The organism is Ruminococcus sp. 5_1_39BFAA (assembly GCF_964240875.1).
Classification (GTDB): Bacteria; Bacillota; Clostridia; order Lachnospirales; family Lachnospiraceae; genus Blautia_A.
In genome coordinates, this window is the sequence record NZ_CAXSVO010000021.1 from 1 (window position 1) to 16,409 (window position 16,409).

At 43.1% G+C, this 16,409-nt stretch carries 17 protein-coding genes; 16 read left to right on the plus strand and 1 reads right to left on the minus strand.

The annotated features are described in order from the left end of the window. Positions 1-194 precede the first annotated feature (194 nt). Complete coding sequence (locus ACESZH_RS17380) at positions 195-1,367, minus strand: isoprenylcysteine carboxylmethyltransferase family protein (RefSeq protein ID WP_373217977.1); 1,173 nt, start codon at positions 1,365-1,367, stop codon at positions 195-197. A 119-nt stretch (positions 1,368-1,486) separates the two neighbouring features. Between ACESZH_RS17380 and ACESZH_RS17385 the strand changes: the two genes are divergently transcribed. The 16 genes from ACESZH_RS17385 (at position 1,487) to ACESZH_RS17460 (ending at position 16,389) form a co-directional block, all read left to right on the plus strand. Then, entirely contained in the window at positions 1,487-2,173 is a 687-nt protein-coding gene (locus ACESZH_RS17385; RefSeq protein WP_373217978.1) for a response regulator transcription factor, read from the plus strand. Beyond that, entirely contained in the window at positions 2,163-3,101 is a 939-nt protein-coding gene (locus ACESZH_RS17390; protein ID WP_373217979.1) for a sensor histidine kinase, read from the plus strand. Before ACESZH_RS17385 ends, ACESZH_RS17390 begins: the two co-directional genes overlap by 11 nt. 257 nt (positions 3,102-3,358) lie before the next feature. Then, positions 3,359-3,610: a hypothetical protein gene (locus ACESZH_RS17395; protein WP_373217980.1), complete on the plus strand. Its 252-nt coding sequence runs from the start codon at positions 3,359-3,361 to the stop codon at positions 3,608-3,610. Between the two features lie 106 nt (positions 3,611-3,716). After that, positions 3,717-4,073: a dihydropteridine reductase gene (locus ACESZH_RS17400; protein ID WP_373217981.1), complete on the plus strand. Its 357-nt coding sequence runs from the start codon at positions 3,717-3,719 to the stop codon at positions 4,071-4,073. A 33-nt stretch (positions 4,074-4,106) separates the two neighbouring features. Further along, on the plus strand, positions 4,107-4,703 hold the full coding sequence (locus ACESZH_RS17405; protein ID WP_373217983.1) for a TetR/AcrR family transcriptional regulator: 597 nt from the start codon (positions 4,107-4,109) through the stop codon (positions 4,701-4,703). A gap of 25 nt (positions 4,704-4,728) precedes the next feature. Further along, a complete protein-coding gene (locus ACESZH_RS17410) occupies positions 4,729-5,778 on the plus strand; it encodes a zinc-binding dehydrogenase (RefSeq protein WP_373217984.1) in 1,050 nt (349 codons plus the stop codon). A 173-nt stretch (positions 5,779-5,951) separates the two neighbouring features. Beyond that, a complete protein-coding gene (locus ACESZH_RS17415) occupies positions 5,952-6,011 on the plus strand; it encodes a cysteine-rich KTR domain-containing protein (RefSeq protein WP_373218053.1) in 60 nt (19 codons plus the stop codon). A gap of 330 nt (positions 6,012-6,341) precedes the next feature. After that, complete coding sequence (locus ACESZH_RS17420; protein ID WP_373217985.1) at positions 6,342-6,623, plus strand: hypothetical protein; 282 nt, start codon at positions 6,342-6,344, stop codon at positions 6,621-6,623. Continuing rightward, positions 6,556-6,918, plus strand: coding sequence for a hypothetical protein (locus ACESZH_RS17425; RefSeq protein WP_373217987.1), 363 nt, complete (start codon positions 6,556-6,558; stop codon positions 6,916-6,918). The genes ACESZH_RS17420 and ACESZH_RS17425 overlap by 68 nt, the downstream gene beginning before the upstream one ends. Positions 6,919-7,130: 212 nt before the next feature. Next, positions 7,131-7,817: a response regulator transcription factor gene (locus tag ACESZH_RS17430; RefSeq protein ID WP_373217988.1), complete on the plus strand. Its 687-nt coding sequence runs from the start codon at positions 7,131-7,133 to the stop codon at positions 7,815-7,817. After that, positions 7,804-8,793 carry a sensor histidine kinase gene (locus tag ACESZH_RS17435; protein WP_373217990.1) on the plus strand — a complete coding sequence of 330 codons (990 nt, stop codon included), beginning with the start codon at positions 7,804-7,806 and terminating at the stop codon, positions 8,791-8,793. Before ACESZH_RS17430 ends, ACESZH_RS17435 begins: the two co-directional genes overlap by 14 nt. 104 nt (positions 8,794-8,897) lie before the next feature. After that, a complete protein-coding gene (locus tag ACESZH_RS17440; protein ID WP_373217991.1) occupies positions 8,898-9,584 on the plus strand; it encodes an ABC transporter ATP-binding protein in 687 nt (228 codons plus the stop codon). Further along, positions 9,584-12,133 carry an ABC transporter permease gene (locus tag ACESZH_RS17445; protein WP_373217992.1) on the plus strand — a complete coding sequence of 850 codons (2,550 nt, stop codon included), beginning with the start codon at positions 9,584-9,586 and terminating at the stop codon, positions 12,131-12,133. Before ACESZH_RS17440 ends, ACESZH_RS17445 begins: the two co-directional genes overlap by 1 nt. A gap of 38 nt (positions 12,134-12,171) precedes the next feature. Next, on the plus strand, positions 12,172-12,729 hold the full coding sequence (locus ACESZH_RS17450; protein ID WP_373217993.1) for a TetR/AcrR family transcriptional regulator: 558 nt from the start codon (positions 12,172-12,174) through the stop codon (positions 12,727-12,729). 155 nt (positions 12,730-12,884) lie between these two features. Beyond that, on the plus strand, positions 12,885-14,660 hold the full coding sequence (locus ACESZH_RS17455; RefSeq protein WP_373217994.1) for an ABC transporter ATP-binding protein: 1,776 nt from the start codon (positions 12,885-12,887) through the stop codon (positions 14,658-14,660). Beyond that, positions 14,653-16,389, plus strand: coding sequence for an ABC transporter ATP-binding protein (locus ACESZH_RS17460; RefSeq protein WP_373217995.1), 1,737 nt, complete (start codon positions 14,653-14,655; stop codon positions 16,387-16,389). The genes ACESZH_RS17455 and ACESZH_RS17460 overlap by 8 nt, the downstream gene beginning before the upstream one ends. Positions 16,390-16,409: the final 20 nt, after the last annotated feature.

The window sequence follows — 16,409 nt, forward strand, 5'->3', positions numbered from 1 at the left end:
TCTTTTAATTATTCCATATATTAGAAATATTTTCCATAGAAATATTACTCAAAAATTAATGCAATTTTGTACTAGTCAAATGGGAGCAGCATCAACGATACTATAAAGTGCATCGATCATTTCTAAATTTTGATTGTTTATATCCATGATATTTGAATTCCTTTCCATTTTTGTTGCTTTGAGAAAGCATAATACTAAAATATAGCTACGGGGATACCACAGTATTTGTAATTTTCGGGTATATCAAAAACTTGTGTGACAGTATGCTGTTTTAAGTCAATCCACACTTCAAGGAGAGGTTCTCTTTCGAGTATTTCAGTGAAGATTGCCGTTCCGGAGGCAGCAGAGTTACTGTCACGCAGGATAGCTTTCGTAAGAATAATTTTGTATTGTGTCTGGTCATAATCGTTTGGAGAAGCGTGCCCTGATCGGTATTCAATGCCGTTCATGGGAATCTCGGCAGCGTACCAATTTGTCGGCAGTATATAGTTCAGATACATATTTTCTGTGTTATTTATATAGTCTGACGTTTGTTCGTTCTCAGAAACAATGGTCAGGATTTCGGAAATTGTAGATTCGTCCATATGGCAGACAGCAATAGTAGCAGAGTTTTCTGTATAAGAAGCATAAAGGCTATTTAAAGAATGATTATATATTAACATCGCCATGCTATAGGCGGGAACTAAGGAAAAGATGTACATTCCTGTCAGTATAAGCGATCTTTTGGTCTTGTGATCAGGAAGACTGTTTGTACACTTTCCTTTGCAAAACGGAAAGAACATAGAGGTTTTGTTTTTATAGTCGATATAAGATTGACCAAATTTGGTTTCGCACTCCCGCTCCTCTGCTTTGGCTAGCAGATAATAAACAAAAAGCATTGTGATAAACATAAACAGATTGATATATCTGGGCCACAGGATCAACAATCCCAACCCGCAAGTGGCAAATGAGGTATATTGTGGATGCCGTACAAAACGGTATAGCCCACCAGTGACAGCACCTTTACGGGTGAATTTGCTGTAATAGATCTGCACGGCGCCAATCAGGAAAAGGATAAAGCCGATGATCGCGATAAAAGCTCCCACATATTCATGGATATTGATAAGGGAAGAGGTTGTTGTTCTTGCAATATGCGGCAGAAAAAATCTGTTTAAGAACGACAGCGCAGGCGAACTGTTAAAAAATTTTAATATGGGATTGTAAATTCCGTAGAAGTAAATGGCAAATGGACCCGCCATGTAGACCATTTCAAAAGCGATAAGCAGATAAAACAGGACTGTACCCCGGAGCGCTTTTACAGCAGTGGATTTTCCGGTTCCCTCTTGTTTTGTGTTATGTTTGTTTGGCATAATGATTCCTCCATTCATGTGTATTTGAATGAAGTATAGCAATCCTGACTTTGAATCTGCTTTGAAACACGCTGCAATTTTTTCAAAGCAAATTCAAAGGAAAGGTATTTATAATAATGTAAGAGGTGGTGATGTAAATGAAGATATTGCTTGTGGAGGACGAGCTGCGCCTTGCAGAAGCTCTGACACAGATATTGCAAAAGCAAGGCTATCAGGTGGATATGACGGGAGATGGAGTGGAAGCGCAGGACTATGCGGAAACAGGGCTTTACGATGTTATTATCCTTGACCGTATGCTGCCGCACAAAGAAGGCGTGGAAATATTGAAGCATATCCGGAAGAATGGTATTATGACACCTGTTATTTTCCTTACTGCAAAGGATGCTCTGCCAGACCGGATTGAAGGTCTTGATGCAGGGGCAGATGATTATCTGGTAAAACCATTTTCCAAAGATGAGCTGCTTGCCAGAGTGCGTGCATTAGGGCGGCGTTCTGTAAATATGCTGCCAAAAGATAGAATTTTAGTGGCTTCTTTAGAGTTGGATATTAAAAACTGTGAAGCATCCTGTTTGGGAACAAAAATCAAACTGACAGCAACAGAAACACAGCTTTTGGAATTCTTTATGAGGAACAAAGGATTAGTGCTTGGGAAGGAACAGATTTTTGGCAGAGTGTGGGGATTTGAAAAAGAAGTTGAAATTGCATGTGTGGAATTATATGTGTTCTACTTAAGAAAAAAGATTGATTTTTCTTCCTGCGGGGTATCTCTTGATACAATCCGGGGTGTTGGCTACTGTCTGAAGGAGGTTATAAATGATACATGATCTGCGGAAACGTTTTATTATATTTTGTGTGTTGGTTATAAGTATTATTCTGCTTGTTATCAGCTCCTTCATTTTACTAAATCCGGTGGGAGAGATTTCTATCAGACGGTGGGTCGTGACCATTATAGTAGGTATCGGTATGGTGTTTATTGGAAGTTTGGTTTTATCTAAGATCGCTGTTGCGCCCATCGAAAAGGCATGGCAAAAGCAGCTTGATTTTACTGCGGATGCTTCTCATGAACTCCGTACACCACTTGCGGTAATACGAACAAATTTGGAACTGGTTATGGACTGTAAAGAGGAAAGTGTAGAGAGCCAGATGAAATGGCTGAAAAATATTGATGCCGAAAGCCGGAGAATGACAAACCTTATTGATGATTTGCTTACCTTGTCAAGAGCAGATACAGATAGGCAGGAACTAGAGTGTAATGAATTTTATCTTCGCCAGGCAGTGAATGAAGCAGTAAGAGCATTAGAAGGAATCGCAAAGCAGAAGGGCATATGTTTGCATGTTCAAATGAAGCATGACATTTTATTTTATGGTGACAGAAAAAGGATAAAGCAGGTGCTGATGATCCTCCTGGATAATGCCATTTGGTATAGTGGAGCATCTGACATTGCAATTTCTATCATGCAACATAAAAAAAGCATAGAAATATTAGTACATGATAATGGCTGTGGAATAGAAAAGGAGCATTTAGAGCATTTGTTTGATCGTTTTTATAGAGTAGCAGAAACGAGAAACAAAAATCCAGATGGTGCAGGTCTTGGCTTGGCTATTGCAAAATGGATTGTTGAAGGACATGGAGGAAAAATTAGAGTGGAAAGCGTAGTTGAAAAGGGGACAGAATTTAAAATTATATTTTCTGTTCAGAGGATGCAGGACAAAAGGAAAAATGTACTTGAAGCACAGGAAAAAGATATATAGAATCAAAGCAGCGGAGCACATGGATACATATCAGGAGCCAAAAGTCTCTCCGGAAACGTGGATACTCACGATCGCGACAGTTCTGCAGCGGCTAAAGAAAAGATACGCATTATGCTGGAAAAAGAGTTAGGATGATGATAGTATATAAAAGTGTTAAGATGATGACAGTTTATAATTGTTTATAAGGAAGGATAAGATGGATCAGAATATTTTTCGAAAAGAAAGCATAGAGAAAATTTCATCTCCGGAGAAAATCGATGAAATACGGAGGCTACCGGTTTAAAGATTATGAAACGGGAAAAATTCAAAAGGCGCGCTCGACAGATCTGAGTGATCTTTCCGACGAAGGAATCTGTTTTTATCGTCCCTTTCCGCAGAAGAAACTGAATATCCTGGACCTGTTCCGGTTTGTTGAAAAAATTATCATAGAAGACGGCACTTATGAACAGTTGATTGAGGCGGGCGGAAGCTTTGCCGAACTGGTAAAAAGACAGCGGATGGATTTTTAAACCCCACTCAAAATTCAGAAACCAACATATTTGATGATTTGTGATGTTCAGTTAATTTGTAAAGTTTCCTATGATGAAGATATCAAATATAAGGAGGCCACAGGCTATGAACACAGATAAGATTTATGCGGAAGCCCTTGCAAATGAGTATGCACCGAAGGACACCTCAAAGGTGCTGGCACTTAAGAAATTGGATAGAAAAGCGAAGCGTCCAGCAAATGTATTTGCTTATACATTTGGTATCATAACGTCACTTATTGCCGGCATTGGAATGTGTCTCTCTATGGATGTGATCGGAGGAGGTACTGCAGGTTTTATGGTACTTGGTATTACGATTGGAATCCTGGGACTTGCAGGAATGGGAATCAATTATTTCATTTATAAGAAGCTTTTGGAAAAAGGAAAGCAACAATATGCCTTTGAAATTATTGAACTTGCAAAGCAGATCAGCGATAATGAATAGGGAATGCTGATAAAAACGAAAGAGGGATAGGAAATGAATAAGTCAGAAAGCAAATATTTTAATACTGCTATCCGGATGGACAAGGCGTTTCTCTCCCTCTTGGAGAAAAAGGATTTTGAATATATTACAATAAAAGAAATCTGTGACCTTGCGGGAGTAAACCGCTCCACTTTTTATCTTCACTATGAGACTACGCGGGATCTCCTTATGGAGGCACTGGAATATATCAACTCCCGGTTTCTTGGATATTTTACGACAGACGCTGCGGCTACCATAGAGAAGATTAAAAGCGGAAATTTAGAAGAGCTAATCTTTATAACTCCCAGATATCTTATCCCTTATCTGGAGTTTATAAGGGATCATAAAAGAATGTTTACAGCAGCATTGGCAAGGCCGGAAGAATTTCATGTCAATACTTCTTTTCAGAAAATGTTCAAGCATTTATTTAATCCTACACTGGAACGTTTTTGTATTCCAGAACCAGAAAAAAGTTACATTTTATCCTTTTACATAAATGGAATTATAGGGATTGTCACAGAATGGCTTAGAAAAGATTGTGCAGAGTCAGTGGAAGCTATTACCAGCCTTATTATAAAATATACACTTCCGACAGGAAATGGTTGCAGTTAAGGAATAAATACAGGGATGTGAAAAAATGAAAGCAGGAATTTATTTAGGACAGGAAAATATAGAAATCAGGGAGCTTCCAATACCGGAAGTGGGGGACAGAGATGTACTGATTCAGAATATTTACTCCAGCATATGCGGGACAGATGTAGCTGTCTATAGGCATGGACCGAATACCGGGCATAAGATAAATATTGGCGGTGAATTTGGACACGAAACTGTTTCAAGGGTAGTAAAAATTGGAAGAGATGTCACTGATTTCACTGTAGGAGAGAGGGTGTATCCATATCCGAGATATGCCAAAAATGATACAAAAAGAGCAGGCACGATTGGCGGATTTTCAGAGTATATATTGGTACCGGAAGCAAAAAGAATGCATTCCCTTTATCCTGTGGATGAAAGGATATCTGATAAACTGGCCAGTCTGATTGAGCCATTTACTGTTGGCTGCAGGGCGGCCAGAAGAGGGATGATTCCTGCCGGAACAGATGCGGATGCAGGGAAAATGGTTTATGTGAAGGGACAGAATGCAGTAGTATTTGGTGCAGGAACCATAGGCATTGCAGCCGCAGTAGCTTTTAAATACTTTGGAATGGACAAGGTTATGGTATGTGACGTGTCGGATTATAGGCTTTCTCTGGCAGAGAACCTTGGATTTGAAATATGTAATATTGAAAAGCAGGATTTTAGTGAAAAATCAAAGAGTGTATTTGGCACAGCATTCTCTTTAATGGGAGAGACAGCGGATATTGACTGTTGGCTGGATGCGGCAGGAGCCGAAAGTATTCTGGGGCGGTTTATGGAGTTTGGCAAGATTGAAAGCAGATTTGTATCTGTGGCCGTAAACAATACCATGAAGGAACTTGATCTTCTGCATTTGACATATTCACAGAAGAGTATCATAGGCTCTGGCGGTTATATGCCGATTGATGTATGGGATGTGCAGGAAATCATGGCAAGCGGAAGATGGAAATTAGAAAGTATTATCACCCATGAATTTGGCATTGATGATTTGGAAAAAGCAATAAAGACTTCTGGGAATGCAGATAAATCTGGTAATGTTGTAATTCATTTTTAGAGTATTGGATTGCTGGGTGTCACAAGCCATTGAGACAGGTTCAAAACAAGCATTTCTAAAGTTGAAAGAGGTGTATCCACAAGTTTGTCTGGTACATTTATATACTTTAGAGAGAGAGCAATTTAAGAAAATAAATTTTCAAATGAATCTTATAGGTTGGTGAAAAAGTAAATATGGAGAAAGCAAAATGGATATATTGTCCTATTTGTGGCAGTAAAACACGTAATAGATGACGGTCATTACAGAGCCAGGCGCTAAGTCGCAGAGCGATAACAATGAGATCATGATAATTCTCAAGTTATTGCTCTTTTTATTTTGTTGTCAAAAAACGTCGGTAATTCGTAAATGGTGAGAACTGGTCAGGTCAAGGCATTAGCGTCCGGTGGGCAGGTCAAGCAGCCAACGGTATTAATTTTCTAAAGTGACGAATCTCTCACAAAAATGTCACCGAAATGTAAGCATATGGTTCTATTATATAAGGGTCAGGTTCAAAACTCTGATATAAGTAACAAAGTATGAAGTTAGACTAGGGGGTCAACTATTGCTGGATGAGGAGGATCGTTATGATAAATATTGAGGATGTACCAGGACTTGAAATGGAACTGCAGATGGTAAATACGCATATAGAACGTTTATGTCGGTCAAACAGTGAGTCAATGCAGAAAATGCTGGATTGGGTGTTGAATGCAAGGGGAAAGCAGATACGGCCGATTTTGACACTTTTATGTGCGAGACTGAAAGGGAAAGCCGTTGATGCGACAGAGGTCGCGGCGGTGATTGAAATATGCCATACCGCTTCCTCTGCTGGAATTTCTGGCGATCATCTTTCTGTGTGGCTGTATTGAGTATTACATATCATGGTTTCTGGAGCAGATATATGACGGAATGAGATGGTGGGATTACAGTGATTATTTTCTTAATCTTAATGGAAGAATCTGTGTAGAAGGGTTGCTGGCCTTTGGCATTGGCGGGATGGTGATTGTATATTTTTATGCACCGCTTCTTGATCATCTGTTCAGGCGCATACCGAAAAAAATACTTGTGCCAGTATGCCTGGTACTAATCTTAATATTTTGTGCGGATCTGATATATTCAGGCAAAAATCCGAATCTCGGTAATGGGATCGCCAGATGCCGTTAATGAAACACACTGATCCGGATTCACAGATGGCTGGGTGCATGCAGTCTATTGTTCAGAAAAACATGGATGCGTGTTATAATCAGCTTGGTCTATGTTTTTCTGGCAGAATCAATATTGATTGCGTTTTTTCTGCCGATAGGGCAGGCCAGATGCACAGCGGCGTGGACGTTGATCTGTGCGGACACAAATAACATAAAGGATGGTGAAAATCAATGAAACGGATATTTTTAGTGGAAGATGATAAGAAGATTGCAAAGAATCTTGTGCGCCTGCTTCAGGCAGAGGGATTTACTGTTGCCCATGCTTCCACTCAGAAGGAGGCTGTTTCCATGATTAGTGTAAATAAATATGATCTGGCACTGGTGGATATTTCCCTGCCTGACGGAAATGGCTTTACTGTTTGTACGGAGATTAAACAAATACTGAATATTCCCGTTATCTTTCTGACGGCTTCCGGTGACGAATCAAGTGTTGTTACGGGGCTTAATATGGGAGCGGACGATTATATCATTAAGCCATTCCGCCCGAGGGAATTGATTGCACGGGTTAAAACTGCTTTGAGAAGATCGGAACCTTTTTCAGCTGCTTTTGAAATCTGCGGGCTATATGTGGATACGGCCAGCGGTATTGTGAAAAAGGATGGGAAAGAGATAGCTCTTTCTGCATTAGAGTACCGTCTGTTACTGGTATTTATTAATAATCCCAAAAACATTATTACACGGGACAGGCTGCTGAACGAATTGTGGGATGCTTCCGGCGAGTTTGTAACCGACAATACATTGACCGTATACATCAAACGCCTGCGGGAAAAAATCGAGGATGATCCAGCCGCCCCACAGATCATTCTGACAGTCCGCGGAACCGGGTACCGGCTGGGAGGCGGCTATGATCCGAAATAAAGAGCTTCGGCAGTTTGGGTTTTCATTTTTATTGATAGCCGCTGTCACAGTCATTCTGGGGTTTGTGATAGGCGCGGCAGCCGGAGTCCTGGCCCTCGTTTCCGCCGCCGCTTTTGGGATGGCGTTTTTTGTATTTACCAAAGCGAGGTATCGAAGAATTGCAGATATTTCCGATCAGGTTGATCTTGTGCTCCATAATGCCGATCATTTGTATATCAGTGAAGCGGAAGAGGGAGAGCTTTCCATTCTGCAAAGCGAGATCACAAAGATGACACTGCGCATCAGAGAGCAAAATGATGCACTGAAAAAGGAAAAAGAACATCTTTCGGATTCCCTTGCGGATATTGCCCACCAGCTTCGGACACCGCTCACGTCAGCAAACCTGATTTTGACATTGTTAGAGAAGAATCCTGACGAGGATGAAAGAAAAGCGTTGCTGCGGGAAACAGAAGAATTGTTTGCACAAATGGAATGGCTGATCAATTCTTTATTAAAATTATCCCGTCTGGATGCGGGCATCGTGGTTTTCCAAAGTAAACAGGTAGAAATGACCACTTTGATCAATACGGCTGTACGTCCGCTTCTGATTTCAATGGAGTTACACAATATTGTTTTAAAGACAGACGTGCCGGACGGGATGATCATTCAGGGGGATTTAAGCTGGCTTTCAGAAGCTATCCGGAATATCCTCAAAAATTGTATACAGAGTGTAGGTGATAATGGCAGGATTGAGATCATCTGTGAAGATAACCTGCTCTTTGGTGAGATTACCATCCACGACAGCGGGAGCGGCTTTGAAGAAGAGGATCTGCCCCATCTGTTTGAACGGTTTTATCGGGGGGAAAATGATGGAGCCTGTGGGTACGGTATTGGATTGGCACTTTGTAGAATGATCATCAGCCGGCATGAGGGGACGGTCACTGCCAAAAATCACCCGCAAGGCGGTGCGATTTTCTGCATCCGGTTCCCGAAGTGACGGATCTCTCATCGGAAAGTGACGGATCTCTCACGGAAAAGTCACGGAAATGTAAGTTAGAAGTTCTATCATATGGGTGAAATATAAAAAAGGAGGCTCATAGAATGGAGTTTTTAAAAGTTGAAAATTTATGCAAGGTCTATGGCAAGGGTGAAAATCAGGTTACTGCTTTAGACCAGGTTTCTTTGACCGTCGACAAAGGGGAGTTTACTGCGATCATCGGTTCTTCCGGCTCCGGCAAGTCCACCTTACTTCATGCCATTGCAGGAGTGGATGTGCCGACAAGCGGAAAAATTTATTTGAATGGGCAGGATGTCTATGCTGGCAGTAATGAAAAACTTGCTATTTTTCGTAGGAGGCAGGTGGGGTTGATCTACCAGTTCCATAACCTGATCCCTACTTTGAACGTGGTGGAAAATATTACATTGCCTATTTTGATGGATAAGCGGAAGGTGAATAAGGAACGGCTGAACGATCTGCTGGATCTGCTGGGGCTGCAGGAGAGGAAGACACATTTACCTAACCAGCTTTCCGGCGGTCAGCAGCAGCGTGTTGCTATTGGACGTGCTTTGATGAATGCTCCTGCAGTTATGCTGGCAGATGAGCCGACCGGCAGTCTTGACAGCCGCAATGGACATGAAATCATCAAACTGCTGAAAGAAAGTAATAAAAAATATGGACAGACTTTACTTCTTGTCACCCATGACGAAAATATCGCGCTGCAGGCAGAGCGGATTATTACAATTGCAGACGGAAAAGTGGTACGGGATGAGAGGCAGGTGGTACGGTAATGAATATTTTTCATAAAGTTGCCCTGCAGGGTTTGAAAAAAAGCCGCACCCGGACGTTTGTCACAATGATTGGGGTCGTGCTGTCCGTCGTTTTATTTACTGGAGTCGTCACCTTTGCCGTTTCATTGCAGAACTATATGATCAATGGTGCCGCAACGAAATACGGCAGTTGGCATGTGGAGCTGCCTGCCGCAGATCCTTCCTTTGAAGCAGGTGCGGCGGGAGACAGCCGTGTTGCAGATAGCGTAACACTGCAAAATATTGGCTATGCTGCACTGGAAGACAGTAAAAACGATTACAAACCGTATCTTTTTCTTTCGGGGTGGGATCAAAAGGCTTTTGATACACTGCCCATTAAATTGCTTTCTGGAAGGATGCCGGAAAACAGCAGTGAAGTTTTGATACCGGCTCATCTTGCGTCAAACGGCGGAGTAAAAATCTCGGTGGGCGATACGGTCACGCTCCAGGTTGGGGATCGTATAAGCGGAAGTCAGAAGCTCAGCCAGCACGATGCTTATTCTTCTTCCGGAGAGGAAACACTTGTGCCGGTAACAGAGAAGTCTTATACGGTTGTCGGTATCTGTCAGCGTCCTGCCATTGAGGAATACAGTGCGCCGGGTTACACCTTGATCACAACAGCAGACTCCGCTGCTGCGGACAGTCTTTCCGTTTTTATTACATTAAAAAATCCGTATCAGCTTCATTCCTATGTAAAAGACCTGGGGGAGGGTGTCAGTTATGTTTTAAATGATGATGTACTGCGCTTTATGGGGCTTTCCGGTGAAAAGATGATAACTGTACTGCTTTATTCGATCAGCGCGATCCTGATCGTACTGGTCGTTGTCGGATCCGTATTTTTGATCTACAATGCCTTTCATATATCCCTGAACGAACGTACGCACCAGTTTGGGATTTTGATGTCAGTGGGTGCAACGGCAAGGCAGCTTCGGGGTTCGGTTCTGTTTGAGGGTCTGTGCATCGGTGCGGCAGGTATTCCCATTGGCATTTTGGTGGGGCTGCCGGGCACCAGGCTCGTGCTTTCCCTTGTGGAAAAGAATTTTACAAACGTCATGTATGATGACGTGCCGCTGGATTTAGTGATTTCATGGCCTGCCATTATCGTTGCTGTTGTTGTCAGTGTTGTTACAATTTTAATTTCAGCATATATCCCGGCAAAAAAGGCTTCTGATACGCCGGTAATGGAATGTATCCGCCAGACAAATGAGGTCAGAGTAGAGGCTAAGAAACTGAAAACCCCGCGGTTTGTGCGGCGTTTTTTGGGGCTGGAGGAAATGTTGGCACTAAAAAATTTCAAGCGCAACAAACGCCCTTACCGCAGTATCGTCCTGTCGCTTACTTTCAGTGTTGTGTTATTTGTTTCGGCAAGCTCCTTTGGCGCCTATTTGAAGCAGGTCGCAGAGAACTCGAACCAGGTTGTGGAGCAGTACGATATCGTTTTTTCAAGCCCGAACATGGAGGAAACCCAGCTTTTTCAGCTTTATGACCAGTTGAAAGAGATATCCGGCGTGACAGCGAGTGCATATCAGGCTGATGTGACATATCCTTGTAAGATCAATGCAGGAGAACTTTCTGACCATTTTATGGATACATTCGGGAAGTTTATCGAATATGACGAAAAAAGCCAGACGGCAGATGCATTGCTGGATGCTGTGTTTGTGGACGATGATACGTACCAGAGCCTGCTTAAAAGCCTTAACCTGTCTGCTGAGGAATATACCGGACAGGATCATAACATGATTATGGCAGCTTATGTGGAAGGTTATTTATATATGCAGGATGAGCCGATGGAGTTTTCCCTGTGCAATGGGAATGGCGATGCAGTGAAGACAGTTCGTGCAGCTTATGTAAAGGATTATCCGGATCTTCTGCCAAGAGAAGCGGATGATGGAGCCTTCCGCGGTTACTCCCTGATGCTGATCGCTCCTTATGAGGTGAAGGCACAGTTTGATGCACTTGGTACGGCGACAGCAGTCAAGCTGGGGATGACCTTTGAATCCGATAATCCGGGGAGATCTACATCACAGATGCAGACAATTATTGATGCAAATGGTATTACCGCAGATTATACGCTTTACAATGTATATGAGATCCTGGAGCAGAACCGTAATCTCAATTTTATCATCAATTTTTTTGCGGCTGTGTTTATCGTGATGATCACACTGATCTCGATTGCAAACGTCTTTAACACAATTTCCACAAATATCAAGCTGCGAAAACGAGAGTTGGCTATGCTCCGTTCTGTGGGAATGTCCGATCGGGATTTCAACCGGATGATGCGTTTTGAATGCATCCTTTATGGGGTGCGGACTATGTTATGGGGACTGCCGCTTTCTGTGTTTGTTTCCTATTTGATTTATAGGAGCATGGTACTTGGCGGCGGTTTTGAACTCATCTTTATGTTTCCGTGGGGAAGCATAGGCGCCAGTATCCTCGGCGTGTTTTTGATCGTATTTATTACCATGCTGTATGCAACAAGTCAGATTAAGAGGGAAAACATCATTGATGCGCTTCGGGATGAGTTGGCTTAATTCTTGTATGCTTGACAAACTTGTCGAAAGCGGAGTTTTTGGAAAAGGGATTCAAATCTGCTTCCTTGCGGAACATTGTTAAAAACGCGGGTGTGACTACCGGAGCGTTTTACGGTTATTACGACAGCAAAGAGGAATTGTTCGAGGCTTTGGTGGATGAAGCTTACGAATATATGATGACCCGATACAGGCAGGCACATGAACAGTTTGAACATCTGCCGATACAAGAGCAGCCGAATCAAATGGGCAAGCTTTCGCAGGAGTGCATGAACGATCTGCTGATTTACACTTACGAGCATATGGAGGAATTTCATCTGATCCTGAGATGTTCGGAGGGAACAAAGTACGCCCGTATGGTGGATGAAATGGTGGAGCTTGAGGTGCAGGCTACCCATAGATATTACAAAGTTTTAGAGCAGCTTGGCAGACCTGCAGCAAAAATCGACGAAAGACTGGAACATATTCTGGCGACGGGAATGCTGAATGCCTACTTTGAAATGGTTTTGCATGAAATGCCCATCGAGGATGCAAAAGTATATTTGCAGGAACTGTGTGAGTTCTATACCGCAGGCTGGCTGAAAATCATGGGACAGTAGTCCTGCCATTAACGATAATAGAAAGGGAGCTTTGCGAACTTTCTATTATATTTTCACAATAAGTTAGGAAGAGCTAACTAATATTTTGTACGGGTAACAGAAAAGGCTGCAGCGTTTTCTTTATCATAAAAAATCAATATAAGGAGGTCTTATCTTTGAAAAAAGAATCCAATCTGAAAAAGCTCTTCGGTTATGCCGGAAACTACAAGTATTTAACGATAGCGTCATGGATTCTAAGTGCCTTAAGTGCTTTCGTGGCGTTGCTTCCATTTGTATATATCTGGAAGGTCATAAAAGAGGTTCTGGATGTCCATCCGAATTACAGGGAGGCGCAGAATTTAACCCATAACGGGTGGATGGCGGTGCTGTTCGCAGTTGCTGCAATTCTTATCTATGTGGCAGCTCTGATGTGTTCCCACTTAGCGGCGTTTCGGGTACAGGCAAATATCCGTACGAAAGCGATGCACCATATCGTGACCTTGCCTATGGGATTTATGGATGGTATCGGAAGCGGCAAAATTAGAAAAACCGTGTACGAATCCAGTGCTGCAACGGAAACTTATCTTGCCCACCAGCTACCAGACAAGGCGAATGCCCTTGCGACACCCGTGGGATTACTGGTTCTTCTGCTTGTCTTTGACTGGAGATTGGGCTGCCTGAGTCTTTTACCTATCGCGGCTGCGTTTATTCTGATGAGCGTGATGACAGGAAAGCGTATGGCGAAGAAGATGGAGGAGTACAATAACGCACTGGCACAGATGTCCAATGAGGCAGTGGAATATGTCCGTGGTATCTCGGTTGTCAAAACCTTTGGCCAATCGGTTTTTTCCTTTAAACGCTTTAAGGAGTCTATCGATAATTATGAAAGATGGGTCATCGCATACACGAAGGATCTGCGGCTCCCAATGATGTGCTATACTACGCTGGTCAACGGTATTTTTGCCGTTTTGATTGCGGCAGCATTGGTTATGACATCGGATGGCGTGACAAATGAATTTCTGCTGAACCTGATGTATTACATTATCATTACTCCGATTATTACGCTGACGTTGACAAAGATCATGTATGCCAGTGAGAACAAGCTGATCGTGGCGGACGCCATGTCCCGTATTGACAGTATTTTAGAAATGAATCCTCTGCCGGAAGCAGCGAGTCCAAAGCATCCAAAGGGCAATTCCGTGGAACTTTCCAATGTTTCCTTTAAGTATAAGGACGCAGAGAGAAACGCACTTGATAATATTTCCATTAGTATCAAGCCGGGCGAACACATCGCTTTTGTAGGACCGTCAGGAGGCGGCAAAACCACCCTTGTAAGCATTGTGGCACGATTTTGGGATACAGACAGTGGCTCCGTTAAAATCGGAGGCGTCAATGTAAAGGATATTGCAAAAGAGGAACTTATGAACACGGTTTCCTTCGTATTTCAGGATTCAAAGCTGTTAAAGAACTCTATTTTGGAAAATGTGCGGATGGCAAAGCCGGACGCTTCACGCGAGGAAGTGCTGAAAGCCCTTCATGACGCACAGTGCGATGATATCCTTGAGAAGCTGCCAAAGGGTGTTGATACGGTAGTTGGCGCAAAGGGCGTGTATCTGTCGGGAGGAGAGCAGCAGCGTATCTCCATTGCCCGTGTAATGCTTAAGAATTCCCCGATTCTCATACTTGATGAAGCCACTGCCTTTGCTGATCCGGACAACGAGTCTAAGGTGCAGGCGGCATTTAATGTACTTGCGAAGGGCAAAACCGTGCTGATGATTGCACACAGACTTTCCACTGTCACTGGTGCGGACAGAATTGTGGTCATAAAGGACGGAAAAATAGCAGAATCAGGTACTCATTCCGAACTCAAAAGTAAGGACGGCATATATTCTGAGATGTGGAAACAGTATAATAAAGCTGCGAAATGGAAGGTAGGTGTTACAAATGCTTGAAAAATTAAAACACACCTTTGCCCTGTCTGATAAAGGCGCAAAGGACATGGTAAAGGCGTTTATAGCCTGCATACTGCATAATATTTCCCTGATGATTCCGGTTGCGCTTCTGTATAACCTAATCAGCGATTTGATGAATGGTGGGATACCGTATGGAAAAAGCATCTTTTACATAGTGGGACTTGTAATTGCTCTTGGATTTATTATGCTGACCTACTATTTCCAGTACAACGCAACTTTTTTCGCTACCTATGTGGAAAGCGGCGTGCGCAGGCTTACACTGGCAGAGAAGCCGCGGAAAATCCCGCTGTCCTTTTTCGGAAAGAAGGATCTGTCTGATTTAACAAGCGTACTTATGTCAGACTGTGCATCTTTGGAAAGCGGACTGTCCCATTGGGTTCCTGAATTTATAGGTTCTGTGATTTCCACATTTTTAATTGCCATTGGTATCTTTATTTTTGACTGGCGTATGGCGCTTGCTTCACTCTGGGTGCTTCCGGTTTCTTTCGGTATCCTGTTCCTTACTTCCGGCATTATGAGAAAGTCAGAGAGAAGGCTGCAGAAAACAAAGCTGGACTGTGTCGAAGGGATACAGGAATGCCTGGAAACGGTAAGAGACTTGAAAGCCAACAATGCAGAAGCCCAGTATTTAAAGGGACTGGATGGAAAAATTAAAGCAGAAGAAAAGGAAACGGTTGTCAGTGAGCTGACTCATGCTGTGTGCAATACCACTGCACGAATGATATTGAAGCTCGGCATTGCAACCACGGTGCTGATTGGCGGCATGCTGCTTGTAGATGGACAGATTACCCTGCTTACCCTGTTTGCCTTTTTGATACTGGTTTCCCGTGTGTACGACCCGCTCATTGGCGCTCTTGATAACCTGATGGCAATCCTTATGATGATGAACATTCAGTGCAAAAGGATGGACGAAATCTTAAGCCATCCGGAGCAGGAGGGTACGGACAGACTGACAAACAAGGGTTACGACATTACATTTGACCATGTGGGCTTTTCCTATAACAGCGGTGAAACGGTGTTAAAGGATGTGTCCTTTACTGCAAAACAAGGTGAGGTCACCGCTCTGGTGGGTCCTTCCGGCGGCGGAAAGACCACCGTATCTCGTCTCGCCTCTCGTTTCTGGGATATCCAGAAGGGAAAAATCACCGTTGGAGGCATGGATATATCCAAAATCGACCCGGAGGCACTGATGTCTCTGTATTCTATCGTATTTCAGGACGTAACCTTGTTTAATAATACAGTTATGGAAAATATCCGTCTGGGACGGAAGGATGCCACCGATGAGGAGGTGCTTGCGGCGGCAAGGCTTGCCAATGTAGACGAATTTGCAGAGAAGCTTCCCGACAGGTGGAACACCCTGATTGGTGAGAACGGCTGCGAGCTTTCGGGCGGGGAACGTCAGCGTATCTCTATCGCGAGAGCATTCCTGAAAAACGCTCCGATTATTCTGCTTGATGAAGCAACCGCATCGTTGGACGTAGAAAATGAAACGCTGATTCAGGAATCTCTGTCACGACTGATCGAGAACAAGACGGTGATGATTATTGCCCACCGTATGCGTACTGTAGCGGGAGCAGACAAAATTGTTGTTCTCTCGGATGGCACAGTGGAGGAGCAGGGTAATTCCGATACCCTGATTAAGAAGAATGGTATCTATGCCCGCATGGTAAAGCTCCAGACGCAGAGCCAGAATTGGGCGATGGAGTAAAAAATTGATTTTATAATAAA